Origin of the sequence: Streptomyces enissocaesilis (assembly GCF_039533765.1) — a bacterium.
Taxonomy (GTDB): domain Bacteria; phylum Actinomycetota; class Actinomycetes; order Streptomycetales; family Streptomycetaceae; genus Streptomyces; species Streptomyces enissocaesilis.
Genome location: NZ_BAAAUD010000060.1, coordinates 14,401 through 39,315, shown reverse-complemented (window position 1 = coordinate 39,315; position 24,915 = coordinate 14,401). Strand labels below are relative to the sequence as shown.

The window sequence follows — 24,915 nt, the reverse complement described above, 5'->3', positions numbered from 1 at the left end:
GGGTTCGGGTGGGTGGCCACTGGGGTCGGGCCGTTCTTCGGCTCGTAGACCCACCCCTCCTGGATCGCCTCACCGAGACGCAGGGTGAGGTTTCGAGGCTCGGGACTCGGGGGCGTCCCGCTCTCCGGCGGCGGCGGGTGGTCCAGGACGGAAGTCTGCGATGGGGGGTGGCATCGATATGTGCCTTCCTCTTGTGGAAAACGTTGTCAGCCGCTTCAGTGGAATCTCGTAGTGAGTTGCGTCACAGTCAACCGGGTTGGCGCGCACGGAAGTTGAGCCGTCCCCGCTCCGTTGGAGACGCGCATGTCGTTGTGCCGCCCCGAGAAGGGAACGCCTCGTGACAGGACGAACCGACCGACGGCGCACCGGAACCGGACGGCTGGGAGTGGCGGTGGCCGGTGCCGCTGTCCTGGCCGCCACCGTCGGACTGGCGCCGGGACCGATCGTCGGACCGGCCGCAGCGGACGAGCACAGTGGCCCCGCGGTCCCGCGTCCGCCTGCCGGGACCGGAGCGGATCAGACCCTCGTGTTCGCCGACGAGTTCGACGACGGGACCGTCGACCGCGGGAAGTGGAGCACGCGCAACCGGGAAGCCGACCCGAACGTGGAGGGCAAGTCTCGCTTCCTCGCCTGGTATCCGCAGGCCGAGGACGAGGGGGTGAGCAACGTCTCCGAGGGCGGCGGCTCCCTCACCGTGCGGGCCGACGACCACGACTGGTATCCCGGCCAGCCGTGGGGCCAGTCGTACGGCACCGGGATCGTGCAGTCGGCGCCCGGCACCGATCGGACAGAGACCCAGCCGGGTTTCCAGTTCCGGTACGGCTATGTCGAGGCCCGCATCCAGGGACCGGCCGCCGACGCCCGCGGCACCGACGCCGGGCTCTGGCTGTACAGCCGCAGCGGCTGGCCGCCCGAGATCGACGTCGTGGAAATGCCGGGCTCCCAGGCCGCCGGCAAGGTGCAGATCAACCACCACTGGAACGACGGCGGGCACCGCAACGAGTGGCACTACGCGGGCGTCAGGTCCGACCAGTGGCACACCTACGGCCTGCGCTGGGAACCGAACCTGCTCGTGTGGTACGTCGACGGCACCGAGATCTACCGATCCTCGACCGGCGTGCCCCAGGACCCGATGTTCGTCAACCTCGCGATCGAGATCGGCGGCGGGCCCGGCGACACGTTCTTCGGTGATCCGGCCGCCGGCGCCTGGCCCCAGCGCATGAACGTCGACTGGATCCGCCTCTGGCAGGACGGCGGGGCCGCCGCCCGGCGGACCGCGGACGAGCGCTGAGAACGACGGATGGACAACGTTGTCTTCCCTGTCCCGGCGTCACATTGCCCACCGCGCACCGGACCCGGCACATCCCTCATCGACCTCACAGGAGAAACTGTTATGTTGCCCGCGATAAGACCTGACAAGCGACCGCGTCTCGTCAACGCACTGATCGTGCTCATCCTCGCGCTGGCGGCATCGACCGCAGGCGTCCTCCCCGCGCAGGCGGCCTCCCCGCCGCCCGCGGGCGACTGGTCCTTGACCTTCGAGGACAATTTCGACGGCACCAGCCTGAACACTGACAAGTGGGTGACGTGCTGGAATTGGGGCACGAACGAGCAGGGCTGCAACAACAACCCGGGCGGGCGGATGCTCTCCTGGGTCATGCCCCGCAACGTCAGCGTCGGCGACGGCTCCCTCCAGCTACGCACGGTCAAGGAGAAGCACACCACGCCGTGGGACGGCCGTACGTACGACTGGACCAGCGGCATGGTCACCAGTGACCGGCTGGACGGCGAGGGGCGGGACTCCTCCCGCTTCGCCTTCAAGTACGGCTACATGGAGACCCGGATGAAGATGCCGACCGGTTCCGGCGTCTACAACGCCTTCTGGACCGGCGCCGAGGATCACAGCTGGCCCCCGGAGATCGACGTCGTCGAAGCCATCGCCGACCGGCCCGACCTGTACCACCAGTCGGTGCACTGGCCCACGAGCAGCGGCAGCGACTCCCGCACCCAGGACTACGTCGGGCCCCGGCTCAACGACGGCGACTGGCACACGCTCGGAATCCTGTGGGACCCGGAGAAGATCGTCTGGTACGTCGACGGCAAGGAGACCACCCGCTTCACCGACGCCTCGAAGATCCCGGCCAAGCGCCTACACCTGCTCCTGTCCACCGAGGTCTGGGCCGCTTCCACCGGCTGGACGAAGGGCCCGGACAGCTCCACGCCCGCGGTCACGACCACGTATGTGGACTATGTACGGGTGTGGAAGCACGACGGCGGCGACTCCGTGACCGCGCCTCCCCCGGCCAAGGTTGCCCCGACCGCGCGCTTCGGCACGGCCGGCATCGGTTCCGGCACCTACGACAAGGCCGCCGACGGCGACACCACCACGGGCTTCGACGCCGCCGACGGCAGCAACTGCCACACCGGGATCGACGCGGGCGGAGCCGTGACCGTGGACACTGTCCGCTACTGGCCGCGGCTCTACCAGGGCAAGCGGATGATCGGCGGCAAGTTCCAGGCGAGCAACAGCCAGAGCGGCCCCTGGACGGGCCTGCACACCGTCTCCTACTGGCCCGGCGACCACGCCTTCACCACGGTCAGAATCGCCAACTCCGCCGCCTATCGCTACTACCGCTACGTCGGCCCGCCCGAGGGCCACTGCAACATCATGGAGATGGAGTTCCGGCCGGCGCCGCCCACCGGCCTGGCCAATGGCACCTACAGCGTCGTCTCCCGGGCGAGCGGCAAGGCGATGGACGTCACGGACATGTCGACGGCGGACGGTGCCAGAGTCCATCAGTGGGCTGCGACCGGCGGCCAGAACCAGCAGTGGGCCGTCACACGGCAGAGCGACGGCAGCTACACCCTGGTGGCGCGGCATAGCGGCAAACTGCTCGACGTGCCCGGCGGCTCGACTGCGGACAGCGTCCAGCTCCAGCAGTGGCCCGCCAACGGCGCGTCGGCGCAACGCTTCCGGATCGAGCCGGTGGCCGAAAGCCACTACAGGCTGGTGAACGTCAACAGCAACAAATGTGTCGACCTACGCGGCGGAAGTGCCACCGACGGCACGCCCATTCAGCAGTACCACTGCAACAACTCGGCGCCGCAGCAGTGGCGCTTCCTGCCTGTGTGACGCCCGCGGTCAGCGGGTCCGCGACGCCGGCCACGCCACGCAGACCCGCCGACTGCCCCACCGGCGGGCGCATCCGTACGCGTTCGCGAGGTGGGCGCTTCGGGCAGCGGCCATCACGATCTCCAGCCCGTGCTGCCCCACCCGCCCGGCATCCGTACTGGAGGGCCCCGCCGCCGACCGGGATCACTGGCAGTGACCGCAGCATGACGGGCAATGGCGTCGAGTCCACCACGAACACCTGCCCGGGCCGGTGGATCACCACCCGGGCCGCGACGCCGGCCTCCGCGGCGTCGCCCACCGTCCGCTGGTGACGCGGCCTGGCGCCGCCCGGACCGAACTACTCCTCCCAGACCACCGCCAGCGGGTATCGGGGCGAGATCTTCTCCACCGGAAAGTCGGGTGGCTTTATCGACGATTCACGACAGCATCCGTCGACCTTTCCATGCCGTGCACTACGCATCGGGCGCACCACGCGCGTCGTCACCGTGTCCCTGCTCCGTGTGCTCGACAGCGGGGAGCCGGAGTACAGCAGCAGGCCGGCCGGTGCCTCCGCCGAGAGGTCTTGAGGGCCTTAACCAGGGCGGCCCGCGCGGGCGTTGCCAGCGGAGCGCGGAACGAGGCAGTGGCCCGGGAGCGCCCCGCGATGAGCATGGCTTGGCGAAGTCGCGGTAGCGCTCAGGCACGACGAAGCCCCGGCTCGGTGATGCTTACCGGCCGGGGCTTCGTCGTGCCGCAAGGTGTCACAGTCTCTGCGGGACGAGGCAGACAGGGCGCTGCTCACCCTGCATTATTCGCACCACCTGGACTGTGTGGACTGCCGCGGAAGGGCCCTACGACCTGTGCCATGTGGTACCGAGGGAGCGGCCCAGGACCAGGACCGGTACGTCTTCTGGCCCGTCACGGCGGTACTGCAGGGTTTTCGGTGGTGTCTCGCTCATCCGTCCGGCTCTCTCATCTATCACGAAACCTCACATCGCCGGGGCGAACCCAACGAGCTCGTGCAGGGTTGACGGAGGCGCGTCGAGGGCCGCGGTTGGTCTTCGGGGTTCACCTGTGCGGATCTGCGGACGGGGTGGCGGTCTGCTGGTGGATGAGCAGTCCGGCCACGGCCTGGACGAGGCCGGCCATGTGCTCTCGGCGAGCGTGCGCAGCCGGACACCGGGCGCGACGGTGCGGCCTTGCCGGGTCGGCAGCGCCGTACTTCGATCGACTCCGGGTCCGTTCCCTCGACGGGTCTCCGCCTCGCCCGGGTTCGGCGGCGGTGGCTGTTCACCGCAGGTGGAAGCTTGCGTCCCTCCGGTCGGCGTCTCCCGGGACCGGCTCGCTGTACAGGGCTGAGAAGTGGTGCCGGAGATACCGGTCGGGGAAGTTGTACGACTCGAACGAAACCAGTGACGGGTCAGCGAGGCCCGGTCGGCGGTGCCAGGTGGCGTCTGCCTTGTATTGCGCCGTGTCGGCAAAGGGGTCCATCCAGATCTCGCCGTTGCGGTGGCGCAGGTGGTGCCCCGGGAAGTTGACGGACTCAAGCGAAACGGCGGACGGATCCGCGAGGCCCGGCACGACCTTCCACTGCGCGTCTTGGAACGGGACCACGCCGGAGTCGATCCGGCCACGGCTCCAGGCGTGGCGGACGAACTGATCGGGCTGGTTGGCGGCTTCGAGACTGAAGATGTTGGACCGGGTCGACACGTTGTCGAAGCGTGCCGCCGTGTTGTGGACGCGCACGCCGGTGGCTCCGGAGGCATGGCTGCTGTCGGTGACGCTGATCTTCGGTTTCGCCATGTCATTGACGTAGACCTTGATGGAGGATGCGATCGCTTCGACCTTCAGCTTGTACGTCGTGTTCGGCGAGACCGTCATCGGGGCCGACGCGAGCTGGGTCCAGCCGTTCGCGGCCTTGCCCAGGACGACCCGGCCGGACGGGCTGATCCCCGCGTAGTACCCGTGGTAGCTGTCTTCGCCCACGCCGAGCCGCGTCGCGCGGAACACCACACCGCCGTCACCGCCGCCCGAGGTCAGGGTCACGTCTGCCTCGTGGACGACGTCGGAGAAGTTGGTGTCCAGCAATGCCTTGCCGCCGGGGGACGAGCCGGCGGCGTACTGGCCGTTCGCCGCCGACCACGAGCCGCCGTACGTACGCCATCCCACCGCGTTGTTGTCGGCGAAATTGTCCTTGACGCCCATACGAATCGGCTGGAGTGTTCCGTCGCTGTTGAAATACATCCGGTCGTAGGCGAGCGCTCGGTGATTGCCGTCCGTCTCACTCAACGGACGCCGATGGTAGAAGATGTACCAGATATCAGTACCCGGCACATTGACGACGGTATTGTGCCCGGATCCTCGTGCGACCGCCGGATCCTGGGCGAGCACTTTGTCGATCTTGCGGAACGGACCGGTCGGCGAGTCGGACATCGCGTACGAAACGGAGTAGTCCGCCCCTCCCCAGAAGCCCTCGGACCACATGAAGTAATACTTGCCGTTCCGCTTGAACATCAGCGAACCTTCGGTGTAGTTCTCCGGCGTGATCTCCTTGTATGTCGAGCCGTCCGGAAACGTGCCGAGGCTGACCATGTCGGGGTTCAGTTTCACGACGTTCGCGTGATGCCACCCGCCGTAGTACATGTATGCCTGGCCGTCGTCGTCGATGAAGACGTCCTGGTCGATGGGCTGTGCGCCGTTGACGAACCGGGAGACCAGCGGTCGCCCTATCGCATCGCGGTAAGGCCCTTCCGGCTGATCGGCCACAGCGACACCAATACCGCCGAGTTCCGAGTTGTTCTGAATGTCGTTGGCGGCGAAGTAGAGGTAGTACTTGCCGTTGCGGTGAACCGGTGCGGGCGCCCAGAGCGCCCGGCGCGCCCAGGAGATGTCGTCGACGTTCAGCACGTCGGCGTGCTTCGTCCAGGACACCAGATCCGTCGACGAGAACGCGTCCATGGACGTCTGCTGGTCGTAGGCCCTCGACGTCGTGGGATACAGCCAGTATCGGCCGCCGTACACAGCAATGTCCGGATCCGCGTACCAACCGTCGACGATCGGGTTGCCGGCTTCAGCCGTCGGATAGTCCGGGGCGGCGGCGGCGAGTGCACGCGGCGCGGCGCCCACGCCGAGTGCCACCGCAAGACCGAGCAGGAGCGCGAAAACGGTGGCCCCGGCTACAAAGTGACGAACTCTGCTCATCACGCACTCCCAGGAGGTGGGGTGTCACAACAACACTGCGAGGGTGAACGCATCGTAGGTATGGCAACACATCTCGTCAATACCTCACAAGATTCAACACTTTGCCTTGCGTGTTATCGATACGTCGAGGCTTCGGCGAGCAGCCGGGAGTTGCCCCGCTCCTTTCCCTTCAGCCACGAATGGCGTCACCACCTCTGGCGGCCGCCCCCCGCGCCCCGCCAGTCGGCTCGACGATCCGCGGCCATCGGCATCAGAAAGCTCCGCACCTGAGCCGTTGACACCCAGGGTCTCTTGCAAGACTGAGGTTCGTCCGGTTCGCCGAAGTAGTGCGGAAACAGGCAGGGCATCCTTGTTCGGGCAAGAAGTGAGCGCAATACAGGCACGGTCTCGGTGATCATGCGAGTGTCGAAGTCCCATGAACACTTGGCGAGTCTGTGCCTGTTCCTGCATCTTCCCTCATGCCCGCCGGCCTGGCGCCTGATCCACAAGGCGTTCGCGGCCGTCGCTGTCCGCTGTCCGCTGCGGTGGCCGCTGCCGCAGCGAGTGTGCTGGCCGATGCCCGGTCACTGACCGCGATCACCGAGTGGATATCCGACGCTCCCCCGTGGGCACGCCGAGCCTCGGCTTCCCGGTCGGCCCGTCGACCGGCACGGTGTCCGTCCCGCACCCCCACACCCTGCGCCGCCTGCTGATCCAGCTCGACGGCGATGTCCTGGACCAGGCGATGGGCGCCTTCCTCACCGCCCGTGCCAGACAGCTCCGGGCTGCGGGCAATCGCGGTCGACGGGAAAGTGTTGCGCGGCTCGCGCACCGCCACCGCCCCGGCCGTCGCCCTGCTCGCCGCGATGGACCACGCCGGAAACGTCCTCGCTCAACGGCAGGTCGCCGACAAGAGCAGCGAGATCCCCGCCTTCGCCCCGCTGCTGGACAGCACCGACCTCACCGGCACTGTCATCACCGCCGACGCCCTGCACACCCAGCACGCCCACGGCACCTGCCTCCGAGGCCGCGGCGCCCACTACATCGTGCAAGTCAAGGCCGACCACCCCAATCCGGCCGATGAACTCGCGGCCGGAAAGGCCCGGCTCACGGCCTTGGAGACCAGAGCGAGGAGCTGGTCGCCCTGCACCCGGACGGGGTCCTCATCCGCAGCCTGCCGGGGATGGGGGCCGTCCTCACCGCCGAGTTCATGGCCTCCGTCGGCACCATCCACCGCTTCACCAGTGCCGACGCTCTCGCAGCGGCCTCCGGCCTGGCTCCCGTGCTCACCCAGTCCTCCGGAAAGGTGCGTCACTCGCGCTCCGTGACGGGAGGCAACAAGGCCCTCAAACGCGTCTTCTACCAGGCGTCGTTCTGCTCGATCCAGCGTGACCCCACCTCGCGGGCCTACCACGACCGCAAACGAGCCGGAGGTAAACGGCACCACCAGGCCCTGATCGCTCCGGCCCGCCGCAAGGCCAACGTCGTCTACGCCATGCTCCGCGACCGGCGACCCTTCCAGGCCCGGCCACCCCTGCGTCTCGTGGCGTGACAGAAGCATCAGGCAGCCACCTCCGACCGTGCGCCGGGCACATGAGAGCGGGGACTGTTGAGTGGCTCGAATGCGGCCTGGGCGAGTACCAGGTCCGCCGCTACCCGGCTGGCACCACCGCATGACCCTGGTCATGGCCGCCGTAGGGGTCACGGTTGCGCATGTCTTCACGTTGGGCCGACGTGCCGTCCGGACGAGCCGTCGAGGAGCCATAGACCCCTGGCGACGTCTTCAACGCCGAGCTGCATATCTCTTGGAGTCTCCTTAAGCAACACCCGTGTCCGTCCTTCATCGTGACCCCAGTCGCTGACTTGCTCCGGAGAACTCCGCCACCTGCACGAACTCGTTCCACACCGGCATCGATCGGGGCCAGGTCGAAATTTCGGAGTGGACAGCCCTCGGTCCGCGCGTTGCCTGGAGAACGCGCGGTGCGCTGTCATTCGTCGAGAGGAGACATGTCCTCTGATCGTCGAGAACCTTGCCCCCAGTCGACAAGGAGTCGCACCGTGCATTTATCGAGGAGAACGAACCGGCGAGCAGGCGTCATGCTGGCCACCGCACTGTCGGTGATCGCGCTGATCGTGCCGGGCTCCCTGTCCGCCCAAGCCTCGGAGGCGGCGGCCCCGGCACCCGCCTCGGACCGGTCGCTCGACCAACGCCCCTTGGTCCGGGCGGCCGAAAACATCCGCAGTGTGGTCGAACGCGACAAGCACCCCGGTTACGCCGGGATCGTCTTGGGCGACCAGGACGTCACCGTGTGGTGGAAGGGGAAGGCCCCGGAGTCCGTCAGGGAGACGGTGGCGAAGGCCAACCGTCGGGTCACGGTGCGGGTGCGGGCCGCAGCGCACTCGGAGGCGGAGCTACGGGCCGCCGCGGGCGAGATCCGGGCGTGGTTGGACGCCAATCCCGGTAGCGGGTTCCACGGTGTGAAGAGCCCCGGTGACGGCAGCGGCCTGGTGCTCGCCGCGCACCCGGATCGCGCCATCCGGATCGCCGAGGGCCTCGCGGCGCTCGACCAGCAGGTCGATGTCCCGCTCAAGGTCTTGCACGAGGAGCCGATGAAAGACGTCTCCCGCCAGGACGACTCACCGCCGTGGTGGGGTGGTGCGCGGACCTGGAACCAGACAGCGAGCACGCTGTGCACCTCCGGGTTCGGTGTCCGGGACTCCGCCAACCGCCGCTACATCCTCACCGCCGAGCACTGCGGGCAGGTGGGGCACCGGATCGCGGACGGCAAAGGCGAGTTCATCGGCAATGTCAGCGCGGGCCACGACGACCACGACATCGGCCTGATCCCCACCAACAGCGAGAACCGCATGTACGTCGGTGGCGGGGACAGCAACGCCGGTGTCAACGTTGAGGGTTGGGGACACGTCTTCGTGGGCCAGTACCTCTGCCAGTCCGGTGTGACCAGCGCCGAGGCGACCGGTGCACCGGTATGCAACTTGAAGGTCATCTTCTTCTGGCAGGACCGCGAGGATCTGGTCGAGGCCGAACAGGTCCAGGGGCAGACAGCCGCGCGGGGTGGTGACAGCGGCGGGTCCGTGTACTCGTCGGGCGGCTCGGGAGGTGTCGTCGCCAACGGCACCGTCACCCGGGCCGGCGGCAACCGCCTCGGGTTCCAGGACTTCGCCACAGCCAACCGCGACTTCGGGGTCACCATCCCCTAGCGTCCCCTCCGGGGCGGGCTGTCCGCACCAGCGTGGACAGCCCGCCCCGGATGCCCATGTGTGCGCAGCCAACAGACGAACAGTGACAACGACCGCGCACAGCGGTACTCTCGACTGGCCGTTCGAATGATTCCGACTGGTCGACCGCGGACGCGGGTGACGTTGTGACGCAATTCGAGAATGCCAAGAAGCCGTTCGGCAGCCCGCGATTGTGGACCGAACCGTTCGATGTGGCGCTCAAGACGGCCATCCGACGCCAGGGCCTGACCCTGGAACGGCTGCGCTCCCATCTCGCTCGCCGGGGTGTCCAGGTCGGCCTGTCCAGTTTGAGCAACTGGCAGAACGGTCACAGCCGCCCGGAAGCGGCCGCCTCCCTGCGGGCCGTACGGGCGTTGGAGGACATCCTCACCCTGCCTCCGGGCTCCCTGCTGCGCCTGCTCGCGGCGACCGACGCGGATTCCCGGTCCCGGCAGGCGCGTCGAGCGGCCATCGCCGACGTGGCCCCGGTCGCGGAACTGCTGGACGCGGTCCCGGGCTCCCGAGCCCGCGATCTCGAACTGGTTTGCGTCCAGCACAAGGTCACCGTAGACGCTTGCCGGCGGGCCACCTCGCTGTGGACGCGCAGCACGGTGCGCGCCCTGCGCGACGGTGTGAGCCGGTACGTCGCCCGCTACTACGGCAACCCCTCCTGCGTACCCGCCAGGGTGCGGCTCCGTCAGCTGGGCAACTGCCGGTTGGGCCGGTGCGTCCCGCACCCCACCGCGCCGGCACTCGTGTACGAGTTGGTGTTCGACCATGTCCTGCAAGCCGGCGAGACCTGGATCTTCGAGAGCCACTTGGTCGACCCCACCGCAGGAGTGTCCACCGAGTTCGCCCACGGATTCCGGTACCCGGCCGAACAGTACCTCCTGGAAGTACGGTTCCACCAGAACGCCCAGCCCGCGGTGTGCTACTCCTTTGCGCAGTGGGACCTGGACGACGAGCGCCATCCCACCGGGGAGCTCACGCTCAGTGCGCACAACACCGTGCATTTGGTCGCCTCCGGCGTCAGCTCCGGAGTACTCGGCATCAAGTGGGAATGGCCCTGAATCATGCGGGTGCCGATCAGCACGCACCCAGACACCCTGCCGACCAAGATCGGCGAGTGCAAGACCTGCGGCTGAACTCATTCTGAAACGATCAGTTAGTCGCCCTGGAGGTGGAGTTCCAGGCTCGCGGCTTCCGCGCAACGCTCGGCCAGCTCGCGGATCTTTTCCAGCATGTCCCGCTCCTGCTGCCCCTTCACCAGGCCACAGGTGGCGTCGACCTCGGAGATGAACTGAGGCATATCCGCCGACGTAAGGATCTGGGTGCGGTACGGGTCCACGCGGTTGAGCATCGGCAGACCGCTGTTCACGCACAGACCGGAGAACAGGTCCGCCCCGTCCTGTACGAATTCCACCGTGGTCAGCTGACGCTTCTCAAGGCTCGTCCCCCGATGCGTCACCTGCATCAGCACTACGTCAACGCCCATTCCTCATGCCCCTTACAGGATCCGGAACACTCACCCAGGGCTCCAGAGCGAGCGCCAGGGTTCCGTCCACGATCAGGACGGCGTCCGCCCTGACACATCAGAATCGTCTCACTCGTGACCGATGGTTACGGGACAACCCTTAAAGGGCCTGCCGATCATCAAGATGTTGCTTTCAGGGCTGGGGCTCGTTGGTGTCGTATGCGCATCCCGGACGAGACTCGTGACCAACTTGCCGTGAAATTTGCGGTGTTGTTCCCGCATCTGGACGAGCGGCAACGGCGACTGCTGATGGCCGCGGAGGCCCAGGGACTGGGACACGGCGGTGTCCGGGCCGTGGCCCGGGCAGCCGGGATGAGCGAGACGACGGTCCGCAAGGGCATGTCCGACCTCGAGACGGGCGAATCCCTGGCGGACGGGTGCGGCGGACGCACCCGCGTCGCGGATCTCGATCCCGGGCTGCGGTCTGCACTGTTGCAGTTGGTCGAGCCGGACGAGCGTGGGGATCCGATGTCGCCATTGAGGTGGACGACCAAGTCGACTCGCACGCTGGCCGCCGCGCCGACCCGCCAGGGGCACCGGATCGGGGCGGACACCGTCGCCGGCCTGCTGCGACAGGAAGGCTTCCGCCTGCAGGACAATGCCAAAACACTTGAGGGAAGTCAGCATGCGGACCGGGACGCCCAGTTCCGCTACCTCAACGAGCAGGCACGCGATCACCGGGATGCCGGCCAGCCGGTGATCAGCGTGGACACCAAGAAGAAGGAGCTGGTGGGCGACTTCCACAACTCCGGCCGTTTCTGGCGGCCGACGGGCGACCCAGTGCCGGTGCGCGTCCACGACTTCGCCGACCCGCAGCTGGGCAAGGCCATCCCTTACGGAATCTATGACCTGGTGGCCAACACCGGCTGGGTCAACGTCGGCACCGACCACGACACCGCCGCGTTCGCGGTGGAATCGATCCGTCGTTGGTGGCACGGCCAGGGCGGCGACGCCTACTCTCACGCCTCACGACTGCTGATCACCGCCGATGCGGGCGGCTCCAACGGCTATCGCACCCGGGCCTGGAAACTCCACCTCGCCCGCCTGGCCACGGAAACCGGCCTGACCATCACGGTCTGTCACCTGCCGCCGGGCACGTCGAAGTGGAACAAGATCGAGCACCGGCTCTTCTCCCACATCACGATGAACTGGCGCGGTCGCCCCCTGACCAGCCACGAAGTCATCCTTGAATCGATCGCCGCGACCACTACCCGCACCGGACTGCGGGTGAAGGCGGGGCTGGACAGCAACACCTACCCCACCGGCATGGGGGTCGGCGACGCGGAGATGGGGCCCTGCCGCTGACCCGTCACGCCTTCCACGGCGGCTGGAACTATATGCCCTGCATCCCCAACCCGCCCCAGCTGATACGGAACCTCGCGCCTCCCGGACATCGGTGACGCGGTGGGATCCGGCGCTGTTGTCCGACCCCGCGTTGACGGGAAGGTCCGGCCCTCAGCTGGACCACCTCATCCAGGCTCTGACTCCGGAAGGAGGCATCCGGCGCGGTCGCCCGCCCCGGCTCACTTTCTCCGACCAAGTGCTGGCCACCACGCTCCACCTGCGCGTCAACCTGGCCGCGGAACCCCTGGCCGTGCTCTTCGGCAGCAGCCGCACCGCCATGCACCGCACTCTGCTGGAAATCAGACGACTGCTTGACGCGCAGAGCATCACCATCTCACCGGCCCTCACCCCGCCGGCCCTCCTGGCAACCCTTCAAGCCAGAGTCGCCGCCCAAAGCGACCACCCCAACTACAAGATCAAGACGACACCTTAATGATCGGCAGGCCCTAAAGGCTGTCCCGTAACCGCTGGTCGCGAGTGAGACGATCTTGGTGTGGCTGGTGTGATCACGGCATCCGATCCGTCCTGGATAGCTCCGTTCACGGGACTGTCCCCTCGGTCCTTCCGTGCGTTGGTCACGGTGCTGCTTCGGGAGGAGGCGGGTGTGTCCCGTTCGGGGCGTCCCTGGTCGCTGCCGCTGGAGGACCGAGTGCTGCTGGTGGTCGCGTACTGGCACACAAACCTCACGCCGCGGCAGTTAGCCCCACTGTTCGAAGTGTCGAAGTCTGCAGCCGGTCGGATCGTCCGCTGCACCGGCCCGCTGCTCGCCCTCAAGGCGCGCCGACGGTTTCGCAGGGGCACCGTGCTGATCGTGGACGGCGCCTTGGTGCCCACCCGCGACTGCACCATCGCCCCACAGTCCAAGAACTACCGCTACTCCACCAATCAGCAGATCGTGCTGGACGCGGAAAGCAGCTCGGCGGTCGCCGTGAGCCGGCCAGTGCCCGGGAACCGCAACGACTGCAAGGCATGGGAGGAATCAGGCGCAAAGGCAGTGGTCGGCCCGGTCACCACCAGCGCTGACGGCGGCTACCGCGGCCCCGGGCTGGTCATCCCGCACCGACGCGCTCCAGGCGAGGAGCTTGCGGCATGGAAGCAGCAGCACAACACCTCGCACCGCCGTGTCCGTGCTCCCCTCGAGCACGCCTTCGCGCGAATGAAGACCTGGAAGATCCTCCGCGACTGCCGCCTGAAAGGCGAGGGCGTCCAACCACGCGATGCTCGGCATTGCCCATCTGCACAACCTTGCGCGCCGCGCCTGACCGCACCCGACCGAAGCACTGCCCGTTCAGGATTCGGTGGGCACGAGCTGGACCAGGCCGACCCAGTTCTCCTCGTCCACCTTGGTGTGGGTGGCGCGGACCCTCCAGCGACCGACGGGCAGCGGGACCGATGCCTGGGCGGGCATCCCGCCGCCGGGATACTCGATACCCAATTCGGAGCCCGCTTCGGCGGAATCCATGAGCACGGCCGGACCGTCCGACACCCACGCACCGCACTCCTCCCACTCGGTGGCCGGGGCTGCAAGGACAGCTTCTGCCGCGGCCCTCAGTCCGGCCTCGGAGTCGGCGGCAAGCCACCTCAGGAACGCTCGGCGCTCGGGCAGATAACAGCTGGTGGCCGGTTCGTCCGCCAGCACCAGTGCCTGCGCACCGTTCTCGCCAACGGTGATCACACCGGCCAGACCGTCCACCGCACAGGCCCGGTCGTAGTCGTCTGGAGCGGTGGCGTCTCCCGCCATGACTCCGCTCTCCGAGCACCCGCGCCATACAGCCAGGGCGGAGACGGGGACGACGATCAAAGGGCCGCCCATCGACTCCACCCAGACAGAGGAGGGGTGGGACGTATCGACTGCGGTGGATGAAGAGGCGCTCATCCAGTCAGTGTGCCCTTGCCCACTGACAACCTCCGCAGCGATCATTGGCGCCCAGCACAGAGAACATCGCGAAAGTCCGCGCGACGCTCGACTGGATCGAGCAGGCCGTCGACACCGGCAAGGTCGACATGGACGACGCCCTGGCCCAGCTCCTCAAAGGCGAGTGAGCCATGGCCCGGGCCTCGCGGCGCCGGGGTGATGCGGCCAGACGCCACGCGGACACAATGTGGTTCATCCTGTTCGAAGCCCGGCCGGCCGGGCTGAGTTTCCAGCAGCTGGTGCGGGCCAGTGGCCTGTCCACGAGTCAAGTCCGCGCCGGGCTCGCGATGCTCAAGGACATCATCGCCGAGAATGGCTGGCCGCCGCTGTCCTGCAACCGCGCCGACGGCTATCAGCTCGGAGCCCCCAGGGATGTGCTGGAGGCATACGAGCGGTCCGTGATCTCCGAGAAGCTGACGGAGTTCGGCCGGTTCATCAAGGCCACCATCCTCCCGCACGCCGACGCCCACCCCGGCGACAAATGGATCAAGCACATCGTCGCCCAGATGAACTCCATCGAGTCCACCCTCGACCTCATCAAACACGCCTGAAACCGTCCAACTCGTGGGGTATGCCGGGCCGTTGGCCCGGCAGCCCACACCGTCATATCGGAAGTCGGCCATGCGCCCTCGCCTCTGTCCCTCGGACACCACGAACGCCGAGTGGGCCCTGATCGAGCCGCTGCTGCCCGAGCCTGCCTGCGAAACCCCCGCGGGCGGGCGGCCGGAGAAGCACCCCCGCCGCGAGATCGTCGACGCGATCCGCTACGTCGTCGACACCGGTTGCGAATGGAGGGCTTTGCCTGCCGATTTTCCGCCCTGGCGTACGGTCTGGGGCTTCATGGCCCGCTGGGCCGCCGTCGGTGTCATTGGCCAGATCCGCGACACGCTCTCCGCCCGCATCCGCCGTGACCTGGGCAAAGGACCTCGGGCGGTGGCCACCGTCATCGACTCTCAGTCCGTCGAAGCGGCCTCGACCGTCACCTCCGAATCGAGGGGCTACGACGCCGGGAAGAAGATCAACGGCCGCAAGCGACACCTCGTCGTTGACACCCGCGGGCTCCCCTTGATGGTCATGGTCACCCCGCCGACCTCTTCGACAGCGCGGCCGCGAAGGAAGTCCTTTTCCGCCTCCGCCTCATGCACCCCGAGATCACGATCGTCTGGACTGACTCCGCCTACGCGGGCAAGCTCGTGACCTGGGCGAAGAAGCACCTCAACCTCACGATCAAGCCCGTCAGCCGCCCCAAGGACACCGCCGGATTCGTCATCCTGCCCCGCCGTTGGGTCGTCGAACGCTCGCTCGCCTGGGTCATGAACGCCCGCCGCCACGCCCGCGACTACGAGCGACTGGTCCAGCACAGCGAGAGCCTCATCACCTGGGCAGCGATCACGCTCATGACCCGCCGCCTCACCCGCACATCCTCACGCCGACCGAAGCCGACAGTCGGTCAGGAACAGCTCGCACAAGCCGCCTGAGCCGTCCTCCACCACCTCGACCAGGCACGAAGTGCAGGCACTACTGAAACGCCTGGCCACGCGTGGCGTCCTCGCCGAACCCGAACCCGACCCGTTCGCCCAGCCCGGCACCCGAGCCTCATCGCGCCCCGGTGACCGGCAGTCCTATCCCACCGGTCCCCCTGCCGACCAGACCATCAGACCATCCTATGCCGTGAGATGGCACGCAGAGCGTCATTCACACAACTGAACGTATCGGTTCCTACCTGCGAGTGTTCAACCAACGCCTCTAGCGTCCCTGTCACGCACACGAAACCGACCCCTCTCACCGGGTCGATCACTGAAGCACGCCACTTTCCCCGATGAACATCGCTGGGAATCACGTTACCTACAAGATCGTTCGTAGCAGGGTCGATGGCATAGAAGCAGCCTGTGCCATCCTCCCTCGATACCGCTACCAACTCCCCCATGCCGCCTTCCCTTCACTCCCTCGACACCCACCCATGCACGACTCGTCGAACTCCTGACACGGCGCACAGGGCAGCACTCCGCCGAGCAGGCCTCTGAGTCACGCCTGCGGGCCCGCCGCACATCGCACAGTCATGTCAATCCTGCTCAGGAACCGGGGATCGAAAACAGCTTCAGAGGTCGTTTTCGTCCGTTGTTTCATCCCGAGATGGGTTGCTTGGTGGCCTTCTTCGGGTCGCGCCAGGAAATGGTGTTCTCGCCGGTAGGGCGGCGGGCCATTAGGTCGGTCATGGCGATGTGGATCACGGCTTCGGAGCGGGTGGGCAGGGTTTCGCAGTCGCGGGCCAGACGCCGGTGGAGCATCAGCCATCCGTAGGTCCGCTCGACAGCCCAACGTTTCGGGATCCGAGTGAAACCCCTGGTCCCGGGCTTGCGGGCGGGTATCTCCATGTCGATACCGAGGATCGCGGCGTGTTCGACGAGGTGCTGGCGGTACCCGCCGTCGACCCACACCTTGCGGATGCCGGAGTGGTCGGCGGCAACCTGGTCGAGCAGCGTGGTGCCGGCGACGGAGTCCTGCACGCCGTCGCGGTCACCAGCACAGCGAGGAGAAGGCCGAGCGTGTCGGTGACGATGCTCCGCTTGCGGCCGACGGTCTTCTTCCCCGCGTCGACACCTTGGCCGGCAGCGGGGACGCTGGTGGAGGTCTTCACGCTCTGGGCGTCGATAACACAGGCCGACGGCTCGCCCCGCCGCCCCTCCTTCTCGCGCAGCAGTTGCCTGAGCAGGCCGCCCGGCCGGGCGAACACACCTTCGTCCGCCCATTTGGCGAAGTAGCCGTAGACCGTGTTCCAGTGCGGGAAGTCGTGTGGGAGATAGCGCCACTGAACCCCGGTCCGGTCGACATACAAGATCGCGTCCATGATGTCGCGCAGGTCGTGCTCGGGCGGCCGGCCAAACTCCAGGGCCCTGCCCCGGCGCTCGAAGCGCCAAGCCGCAAGGACCGGCTCGATCAATTCCCAACGGGCATCGGACAGATCACTCGGATACGCACGTCGGTTCGTCATTCCTCCGGCGTACCGCGCCGGACCGAGTGCGCCCAGGCGCGCATCTGTGACGGCGGAAGCACACGACCACGACGACGGGACAACGTGGGATGAGACAGGAGTACATCGCCTCCCGCCCCATCCCTAACCCCATGCGCCCCGCAGGCATTGACCATCTCCACGGCCTCACCTGCACCACCATCCAGCGCCTCACCAACCGGCTTATACACGCGCAACACAGGCGAAAACAACCTCCAAGCAGACGCCTCACCCGCGAATCCACTCCCAACTGGCGCGACACCTGAACCTCGAACCAAACAACCTCGCCGGGACAAAACGCTCTTTAAATGCACAAAGATGCCTCCCCGATGCCAAAGGGGATCGTAGGTGGCCAGTTAAGATTCCCCCGCTCGCGGCCAGTTGGCGGGGAGTGGACTGGCCGCGAAGGTGACGGTGAGTCACCGCAGTCGGCGGGTTCCTGGCGATGGACCGGGGCATCGTTCCGCTAGGGGATGGCCACCGGCTCCGCGGAAAGGTCGATGGTGAACGCCACCCGGTCGAGTCCGGGACCGTCGTAGTCCGGCTTCACGGCTGAGGCCGTGAAGCCGAGTCGGGTGTGAAACGCCCGCGACGCGGTGTTCTCCGGGCTGGTGATGCAGTGCACGTAACGGCGCCAGTGTGACCGAGCGAGCGCGAAGAAGGCCCGGTAAAGGGCACTCCCGACACCCTGTCCGTGCAGCGCCGGGTCGACGCCGACGAAGTGCACATAGGCGGTTTCGGGCTCTGTCTGCGACAGGAAACCGACCAGGAAAGCGGCAACTTCTCCACTGCCGCGTTCGACCAGAAAACTGGTGGTGGTGAAGTGCTGGAAGTACAGCCGGGGCAAGAGCAGCGCACGTTCCGTCGCCCCTGCCTCCCCCTTCAGGCCACCCCACCACGTGTCCAGTACGGCGAGCACGCGGAGATGGTCTTCGTCGGCAAGGTGCCGGGCCCTCAGGCCAGCGGGAAGATCGTCGATCATCTGTGCAGTCTGTCAGCCGCGCGAGGCGCATCGCGAACTTGGCTGCCGCTGGGCGCGACGACTCAAAAGTGCGCACGACAAGCCGACAGCGGCCACGTTCAGTTACCTCAGTAACTGGCCGTACTTGGGGAGTTCTTGAGGCTCTTCCAAGATTTTCGTGAAGAAGGTCAACGGACGCAGCGAGATTGGCCATCGGCCCGACTCCCGCCGTACCGGTCCCGGCGGATTTCTCCTACAGTCGGGTGATGGTTTGGTTTCGACGTCGTCGATCGCACTCTCCTGTGGCTCCAGGGCCGACTTCCCGTCCGGCTGCCGCACCGTTGCCTGAGACCGGACCGGCACAGGCGACTCACCCGCTGCAGTGGCGCCTGGATGCGTGGGACCAGCCCGATCTCATGTACGCGGATACTCATGCGTTGGCTCGGTACCAGGGCTGGGATCGCTACGTTCCATATCTGGAGCTCGTCCAGTGCGGTGAGGTCGTCAAGCCGGCGCTGTTCTTCAAGATCGGTTTCGCCGACTTTGCGGATTGGGCCCATGCCGTGGAGCCACGGAAGATCGTGTGGAACTGGTACCGGACGAAGGGTGAGGTCCCCTATGTCGTCATCGACCTGCACGTGCTGTTCGTCAACGGCAATGGGACGACCATCGGCATCGGCGGAACCGGACAGGGCACGATAACTACAGTGGATGCGCACCTGCACTCCCATCGACTCAGAAGCCGGACCCTGCTCGACCCCGCGGACCCGGCCCATCGCGAGGCGATCGAGGCGTGGGCGGCCGCACCGGACCCGACCATGCTGTTCTTCATCGAGGAGAACTTTCACGCCACGGCCAACGTCTGGGTGCGCATCGACTCGGCGGGCAAACGGATCGCTGTCGAGAAGCTGGCGGAGGCAACGGAGGAACTCGGTGTAGAGGGGGTCGTGCCAGGTGGTTTTCGTGACGCGTGTGCCTTCATCAAGGACACTCTGCCGCCAGTGTCGTGGTGGTACTGAATTACCCTCGCAGGTAGCGGTGCAGGGAGGTCTACGGGATGCCAGTCTTGGTGCTGCTCTCCCCGTAGCTGGCGTCATGGCCCTTGAGCAGGCGGGCCTCCTCGATTGACGGTGGCCAAGCAAGCGGTTCGTCCATGTTTTTCGCGATCGCGGTCAATGGATAACGTCGCTGGTGACGGTGGGTGGTCGACGGGTGGCGGCGACGAGCAGGACGCGTTTTCGTAGCAGAGGGAAGCCTGCCCGTCCTGCCATCTGCCTCTTGATGGATTTCAGGTCCGTGACTCGGCCTTCGACGATGCCCGAGTTGAAGGGGCTGGTCAGCCCTTGGATAACGGCGTCGAGGTCGTTGCGGAGGCTGCGGGCGAAGACACGGACCATCGGAAGCTCGGCGTTTTCCGCTCGGTCGATCCAGCCGGGCAGTCGCCGCTCGCCGTCCAGCCGGTCCATGATCTTGGCGAACTCGCGGACGTGAGCGGCAGTGTCAGCCAACTCGGTGCAGCGGTCCAAGAGTTGTTTGAGGCGGAGGGACTCTTCGCTGATCAGGCCGTCGGGGTGACGGGTGAATCAGGTGGTGGCACACAGACCATTGCCGACCGGCCCAGAGTGCTGGGCTCCCCCTGCGGACCGGGGAGCACCTCTGCAAGCGGCTCCTGGCGGCGGTTTGTTGACTGCGGCTCAGGTCCGTAGTAGGCCGGTGGCAGAGGAACGTTGCCTCGCCGCCTGAGAACTTGTGATGACCCGTCGTGTGCCGTGTCCGCCTGCTCCGGGCCCGCTGGAAGCCTACGCCGCACGCTTCGATGACCTCTTCTCCACACTGGCACAGCGCCGCGGGTTCAGGGAGTACCTCGCGGGGCTGCTGCTGCCGCGGGACCGCAACAAGACGCTGACCTGCCTGGCAGGCACCGAGCCGGTGGCCGGTGCACAGCACCCGGTGGTGCAGCGGCTCCAGTTCTTCCTGTCCGAGTCGACGTGGGACCACGAGCGTGTCCATTCCCGCAGGGCGGAGCTGCTGCTGACCGACCCGGCGACCGCAGCGCACCCGGGCGGAGTGCTGGTGATCGACGACTCGGGGGACCGCAAGGACGGGAAGGCGACCGCGCACATCGGCCGGCAGTGGCTGGGCCGGCTGGGCAAGACCGACAACGGCATCGTCACGGTGACCACCTGCTGGGCCGATGAGAACCTCTATTACCCGCTCCACGCCGTGCCTTACAGTCCCGCCCATCACTTCCCCCAGGGCAGGAGCGACCCCGGCTTCCGCACGAAGCTGCAGATCGCCGCAGAGCCGGCCCGCATCGCGAAGACCATTGGGGTGGCCTTCCGAGCCGTGGCCGCCGACTGCGCCTACGTCGACCAGGACAGCTTCCGCAGGCAACTCGGCGAGGCGGGGATGCCGTTCCTCATGGTCCTCAAACCGAGCCACGGCAGTTGGGCCTACGGCAAAAACGCCTGCACCCCCGCCGACGCCGCCCGCGCCCTGACCTGGAGGGACCCCGAACATCCCGGCGACTGGACCCCGCTCGAGCGCACCTTCCGCGACGGGCACACCGAGTCCTGGTGGGCCGCCGACGCCCGCCTCGGCTGGTGGGGACCCGATGGAAACGTCCGCCTGGTCGTGGCGACCGCAGACCCGACCACGTTGCCCGCGCAGGCCACCTGGTACCTGGCCACCGACCTGCCCCGCCCCGGCGGCCCACGCGAGGCCGACAGCCCCGAGCCCGCAGCCGACCTGCACGAAGTCGTCCGGATCTACGGCATCCGGCACTGGATCGAGCAACGCTACAAGCAGGTCGAGGACGAACTCGGCTGGGCCGACTTCCAGGTCAGCTCCGACACCGCCATCCGCCGCCGCCAGACCCTGGTCACCTGCGCCTTCTCATTCTGCTGGGACAACTGGTTCACTCGACCGCCAGAGCAGGAACTCGCTCTTGTCCCGGCGGTCCCGCCGGCCGCAACTCCGGCGGGACCGGCTGAGAGGGGGGCCAAGCAGACCCCACCAGCCCCAACCGGCCAGCTGGCCCAGGGCGATCCGAGCCGTCCGGGCCTGGCTCGACCCCCGGACCACCCTCCAACGCTGCTGGCGGGCCTGGACCAACGCACCCCCACCACCCGAACTCCAAGCCCTGATCAACGCCGTCGGCGCAGGCCACCCACTTGATCTCTACTCCCCGGTTCAACAAACCACCGCTAGCCCGGCGCCCGAAACAAGATGCACCTCCGAAAGCAGGCAGACGCCCCTGTCGCAGCTGGAGCCCGGGGCGGTGGCCGATGGTGGCCCGGGCGCGCACCTGGATCTCCGAGAGCAGCGCCCCGCGCGGGACGGAGCAGCGCTTCGAGGACGACTGGTTCGCCGACGTCCGCCCGGTGGCCAGCGACCTCCCGCGCATCACACGATGTCGTCGCGCCAGAGGGTGCCAGTGACCTTGTCACCCTGTCGGAGCGTTCCCAGGAGCGGTCCCGGGTCGCCGAAGTACACGTCGAACCTCCGTACGCGCGGGCCGTGCACGGTCGCCCGGTAGCCGCCGGACTTCCCGCCCTTGACCTCCGTCTCGTCGACGGTGAGAGCGAGCGGTCGCGGGCAGTCCTCCTACCACTGCTCCGGCTTCGAGCGGGCCGGGCAGGGGCGCCGGCCCGGTACTCCTGGTAGCGCTCCGCCTGCGCGGGAAGCCGCTCGGCGAACACGTAAGCCGCGCCGGCAGCCGGGATCAGCGACCCGGTGATCAGCAGTACTCCGAGCAGCCGCATCCCCGGCTGCCCTCTCCGTACGGTCATCGCGTACCCCTCCGTGTCGGCGTGCCCGCCCATCCTCCACTGACCTAGACCAGACAGAAGAGGGGAGTTACGCGCTGGTGAGGATGAGGGCGGCGTTCTGACCACCGAATCCGCTGGAGGTGCTGAGGGCTGCGTTCATTCGGGCGGGGCGTGGGGCTTTGTGGACGATGTCGAGGTCCATGGCAGGATCGGGGATGTCGTAGTTGGCGGTCGGTGGGATGATCTGGCGTTCCAGCGTCAGGACGGTGGCGGCGGCTTCGATGGCTCCGGCTCCGCCGACGGCGTGCCCCAGGGTGCTCTTGAGTGCGGTGACGGGTGCGGGGCGGCCGAAGGCGGTGCGGAAGGCACGGTCCTCGGCTGCATCGTTGTGGGGGGTGGAGGTGCCGTGGGCGTTGATGTGATCGATGTTCTGGGGGGACATGTCCGCGTCGTCGAGAGCTGCTTGGGTGGCTTGGGCGATGCCCCGGCCGTCCGGGGCGGGGGTGGTGAAGTGGTGGGCGTCGCAGGATGCGCCGTAGCCCGCTACCAGGGCGCGGGCGGGGGCCTGGCGGGCACGGGCGTGGGAGGCGCGTTCGAGGACCAGGACGCCGGCGCCTTCGCCGAGGACGAACCCGTCGCGGTCGCGGTCGAAGGGGCGGGAGGCATGGGCGGGGTCGTGGCGACGCTTGGAGAGGGCGCCCATCTGCGCGAAGCAGGCGGCCGGGATGCGGAAGCACATGGATTCGGTACCCCCGGCCACGGCGATGTCGCAGCTGTTGGAGCGCAGCAGGTCGCGGGCGATACCCAGGGCGGTGGTGCCGGAGGCGCAGGCGGTGCTGACCACGAAGTTGGGGCCCTGGGCTCCGAGGTCGAGGGCGATCTCGCCGGCCACCATGTTCGGGACGCTGCGGGGCAGGGCGAGGGCGGAGATTTTGTCAGGCCGGCCGGAAGCGAGGTGGGCGAACTCGCGCTCGTAGCGCTGGAAGCTGCCGGTGCCCACACCCATGACGACGGCGACGCGGGGGGCGGACCAGGTGTCCGGGTCGAGGCGGGCGTCGGCGATGGCTTCGCGTGTGGCAACCAGTGCCATCTGGGTGGCGCGGTCCAGGCGCCAGGCGAGGCGTTTGCCCAGCAGTTGGTCGGGGTCGAAGTCGGGGACGCGGCAGGAGAAGTCCTGGGGCAGGCCCGCCAGCAGGGGGTCGGGGGCGGCGGTGGAGAGGCCCGCCAGCAGAGACTGCCAGGTGGCCGGTGCTCCGATACCGCCCGGGGTCACCAGTCCAAGGCCGGTGACGGCGATAGCGTCCTTTGTCACGGGGTGGCACCCGCCGCCGTGGGTGAGGCTGTGGGTGAGGCGGCCGCAGCCGGCGACGTGTCGAGCCCGTCGATCGCAACGGCGACCTCGGCCAGGGACGAGGAGGACGAAAGGGTCTCGGGACGTCGTCCGGTGCGTTCTTCGATGATGAGGACGAGTTCGAGCAGCGACAGGGAGTCCAGGTCGAGGGCTTCAAGGGTCGCCTCGGGGTGCAGGAGGTCGGGGTCGACGCCGAAGGATTCGGTGAGCACGTCGACGATCACGGGGTAACTGGCGGACATGGCAGTGGTCTCCTGAAAGAAGTGTGGCCTGCTGGGGCTGGGTCAGGCCGGTGCGGGCAGGGTCAGGCAGGTGCGGGCAGGGCGGTTCCCAGGCCGAGGCTGGCGCGGAGGTAGCCCGTGTCGAGGACGGTGGGCGGCGCCAGGAATGTGTTCACGGCCGCGTCGGTCCGGGTGCGGGCGTAGCTGCGGCACAGTCGTGCGTGCGGCATGGCGCCCATGGCGATCTGCGTGAGGATCTGCTCGATGGTGCCGGCGGTTTCCTGGTGGTCCTCGGGGACGATGAACATCTGCAGCCAGGGGCAGATCTCCTCCATCGCGTCCAGGACGCGGCGCAAGGGTGTGGAGGTCGGGTGGGTGACGTGGAAGGTGTCGACCAGTTGGGTGGCGGGTTGCCGGGCCAGGTGGACGATGGCGTCGGCCGCGTATTCGACCTGCACGATGTTCATGGTGGCGTCGGGGTGGCCGGGCAGCAGTGCATGGACGCGACCGCCGGGAAGGGTGCCCGGGATCAGTCGTGTCGGGTCGCGGCGGGCCAGGCGGGACAGCCGTTGCTGGGCCGAGGCGAAAGGGTGTGCGGGGGCTTCGGCGGGGCGGAGGGAGTCGGTGACCAGGACGCTCGGGCGGACGATCGTCGCCGGCAGTCCGTGCTCTTGGGCGAAGCGGTGGATCGCCTGCTCTCCCTGGTATTTCGACTCCTCGTAGCGGTTGAGGAAGCCGTGGCGGTCGGAGAGGTGGTCCTCGGTGACAGTGCCCTCGAGCAGGCCGCCGGCCACGTAGGCGGTGCTGACGTGGAGGACGCGGGGCCTGTGGGCGGCGGCCGCGGCGAACTGCAGCACGTGCTCAGTGCCTTGCACGTTCACCGTGTGCAGCAGCTCCGGGGCGCTGGCCATCTGGATGCACCCGGCGCTGTGCCAGACGACCGTGACCTCCTGCCCGAGCTCCCGGTACGTCTCCCGGTCCATCCCCAGCTGCGGCCGCGTGACATCGCCCGGGACCATGCGCAGCACGCCCGGGATCGGTGCGGGCAGGACGGAGCCGAGATCGGTCGCCCGCAGCGCGTGCTCCAAGCGCTCACGCGCTCTGTCGTGCTCTCCCCGGTAGAGCACGGCGACCGACTCCCCCCGGTCCAGGAGGCTGGCCAGCAGGTGGGAGCCTAGGAAACCGGTTCCTCCGGTGAGTAGATGCAGCACGTACGCTCCTTGAGGGCAGTGACCGTGCACGGCGATGCCTGATGGGCGCCGGGACTGATCGCCGAT

The 24,915-nt window shown here is 67.6% G+C and carries 15 protein-coding genes and 7 pseudogenes; 13 read left to right on the top strand and 9 right to left on the bottom strand.

Translation table 11 applies throughout. The annotated features are described in order from the left end of the window. Positions 1-337: 337 nt before the first annotated feature. Together ABD374_RS30245 and ABD374_RS30240 are read left to right on the top strand one after the other, a co-directional pair. Positions 338-1,291: a glycoside hydrolase family 16 protein gene (locus ABD374_RS30245; protein WP_344499583.1), complete on the top strand. Its 954-nt coding sequence runs from the start codon at positions 338-340 to the stop codon at positions 1,289-1,291. 102 nt (positions 1,292-1,393) lie between these two features. Continuing rightward, a complete protein-coding gene (locus ABD374_RS30240; RefSeq protein ID WP_344499581.1) occupies positions 1,394-3,133 on the top strand; it encodes an RICIN domain-containing protein in 1,740 nt (579 codons plus the stop codon). Between the two features lie 1,269 nt (positions 3,134-4,402). On the opposite strand, the gene ABD374_RS30235 is transcribed toward ABD374_RS30240, so the two are convergent. Further along, positions 4,403-6,313 carry a family 43 glycosylhydrolase gene (locus ABD374_RS30235; RefSeq protein WP_344499653.1) on the bottom strand — a complete coding sequence of 637 codons (1,911 nt, stop codon included), beginning with the start codon at positions 6,311-6,313 and terminating at the stop codon, positions 4,403-4,405. Positions 6,314-7,020: 707 nt separating this feature from the next. Between ABD374_RS30235 and ABD374_RS30230 the strand changes: the two are divergent. The 4 genes and pseudogenes from ABD374_RS30230 to ABD374_RS30215 all read left to right on the top strand — a co-directional run. After that, positions 7,021-7,323: pseudogene (locus tag ABD374_RS30230) on the top strand (ISAs1 family transposase); the annotation flags it as partial. Positions 7,324-7,427: 104 nt separating this feature from the next. Then, positions 7,428-7,844: a transposase gene (locus ABD374_RS30225; protein ID WP_344499651.1), complete on the top strand. Its 417-nt coding sequence runs from the start codon at positions 7,428-7,430 to the stop codon at positions 7,842-7,844. Positions 7,845-8,389: 545 nt separating this feature from the next. Then, positions 8,390-9,514 carry a chymotrypsin family serine protease gene (locus ABD374_RS30220; protein WP_344499579.1) on the top strand — a complete coding sequence of 375 codons (1,125 nt, stop codon included), beginning with the start codon at positions 8,390-8,392 and terminating at the stop codon, positions 9,512-9,514. 164 nt (positions 9,515-9,678) lie between these two features. Continuing rightward, positions 9,679-10,602 carry a hypothetical protein gene (locus ABD374_RS30215; RefSeq protein ID WP_344499577.1) on the top strand — a complete coding sequence of 308 codons (924 nt, stop codon included), beginning with the start codon at positions 9,679-9,681 and terminating at the stop codon, positions 10,600-10,602. A gap of 95 nt (positions 10,603-10,697) precedes the next feature. On the opposite strand, the gene ABD374_RS30210 is transcribed toward ABD374_RS30215, so the two are convergent. Beyond that, positions 10,698-11,027 carry a hypothetical protein gene (locus ABD374_RS30210; protein WP_344499575.1) on the bottom strand — a complete coding sequence of 110 codons (330 nt, stop codon included), beginning with the start codon at positions 11,025-11,027 and terminating at the stop codon, positions 10,698-10,700. Positions 11,028-11,225: 198 nt separating this feature from the next. Here ABD374_RS30210 and ABD374_RS30205 point away from each other — a divergent pair. After that, a pseudogene (locus tag ABD374_RS30205) lies at positions 11,226-12,843 on the top strand (ISAzo13 family transposase). Between the two features lie 60 nt (positions 12,844-12,903). Then, positions 12,904-13,672, top strand: a pseudogene (locus tag ABD374_RS30200) (transposase). Positions 13,673-13,698: 26 nt separating this feature from the next. Here ABD374_RS30200 and ABD374_RS30195 read toward each other — a convergent pair. Beyond that, complete coding sequence (locus ABD374_RS30195; protein ID WP_344499573.1) at positions 13,699-14,286, bottom strand: Imm21 family immunity protein; 588 nt, start codon at positions 14,284-14,286, stop codon at positions 13,699-13,701. A 59-nt stretch (positions 14,287-14,345) separates the two neighbouring features. Between ABD374_RS30195 and ABD374_RS30190 the strand changes: the two are divergent. From ABD374_RS30190 to ABD374_RS30180, 3 genes and pseudogenes are all read left to right on the top strand, one after another. Continuing rightward, positions 14,346-14,453, top strand: a pseudogene (locus ABD374_RS30190) (DUF6192 family protein); the annotation flags it as partial. Between the two features lie 3 nt (positions 14,454-14,456). Next, on the top strand, positions 14,457-14,876 hold the full coding sequence (locus ABD374_RS30185; protein ID WP_344499571.1) for a RacP protein: 420 nt from the start codon (positions 14,457-14,459) through the stop codon (positions 14,874-14,876). Positions 14,877-14,946: 70 nt separating this feature from the next. Further along, a pseudogene (locus ABD374_RS30180) lies at positions 14,947-15,803 on the top strand (IS5 family transposase). Between the two features lie 645 nt (positions 15,804-16,448). Here the strand turns inward: ABD374_RS30180 and ABD374_RS30175 are convergent. Then, positions 16,449-17,317 (bottom strand): annotated as a pseudogene (locus ABD374_RS30175) (IS5 family transposase). A 484-nt stretch (positions 17,318-17,801) separates the two neighbouring features. Beyond that, a complete protein-coding gene (locus tag ABD374_RS30170) occupies positions 17,802-18,317 on the bottom strand; it encodes a GNAT family N-acetyltransferase (RefSeq protein ID WP_344499569.1) in 516 nt (171 codons plus the stop codon). A 416-nt stretch (positions 18,318-18,733) separates the two neighbouring features. Here ABD374_RS30170 and ABD374_RS30165 point away from each other — a divergent pair, with 416 nt between their 5' ends. Further along, complete coding sequence (locus ABD374_RS30165; RefSeq protein ID WP_344499567.1) at positions 18,734-19,315, top strand: hypothetical protein; 582 nt, start codon at positions 18,734-18,736, stop codon at positions 19,313-19,315. A 153-nt stretch (positions 19,316-19,468) separates the two neighbouring features. On the opposite strand, the pseudogene ABD374_RS30160 reads toward ABD374_RS30165, so the two are convergent. Further along, a pseudogene (locus tag ABD374_RS30160) lies at positions 19,469-19,864 on the bottom strand (transposase); the annotation flags it as partial. 184 nt (positions 19,865-20,048) lie between these two features. Here ABD374_RS30160 and ABD374_RS30155 point away from each other — a divergent pair. Further along, positions 20,049-21,473 carry an IS701 family transposase gene (locus tag ABD374_RS30155; RefSeq protein ID WP_344499565.1) on the top strand — a complete coding sequence of 475 codons (1,425 nt, stop codon included), beginning with the start codon at positions 20,049-20,051 and terminating at the stop codon, positions 21,471-21,473. Positions 21,474-22,154: 681 nt separating this feature from the next. Here ABD374_RS30155 and ABD374_RS30150 read toward each other — a convergent pair. The 3 genes from ABD374_RS30150 to ABD374_RS30140 form a co-directional block, all read right to left on the bottom strand. Beyond that, on the bottom strand, positions 22,155-23,378 hold the full coding sequence (locus tag ABD374_RS30150; protein ID WP_344499563.1) for a beta-ketoacyl-[acyl-carrier-protein] synthase family protein: 1,224 nt from the start codon (positions 23,376-23,378) through the stop codon (positions 22,155-22,157). Continuing rightward, complete coding sequence (locus tag ABD374_RS30145; protein ID WP_344499561.1) at positions 23,375-23,659, bottom strand: phosphopantetheine-binding protein; 285 nt, start codon at positions 23,657-23,659, stop codon at positions 23,375-23,377. The genes ABD374_RS30150 and ABD374_RS30145 overlap by 4 nt, the downstream gene beginning before the upstream one ends. A gap of 62 nt (positions 23,660-23,721) precedes the next feature. Next, complete coding sequence (locus ABD374_RS30140; RefSeq protein ID WP_344499559.1) at positions 23,722-24,849, bottom strand: SDR family oxidoreductase; 1,128 nt, start codon at positions 24,847-24,849, stop codon at positions 23,722-23,724. Positions 24,850-24,915: the final 66 nt, after the last annotated feature.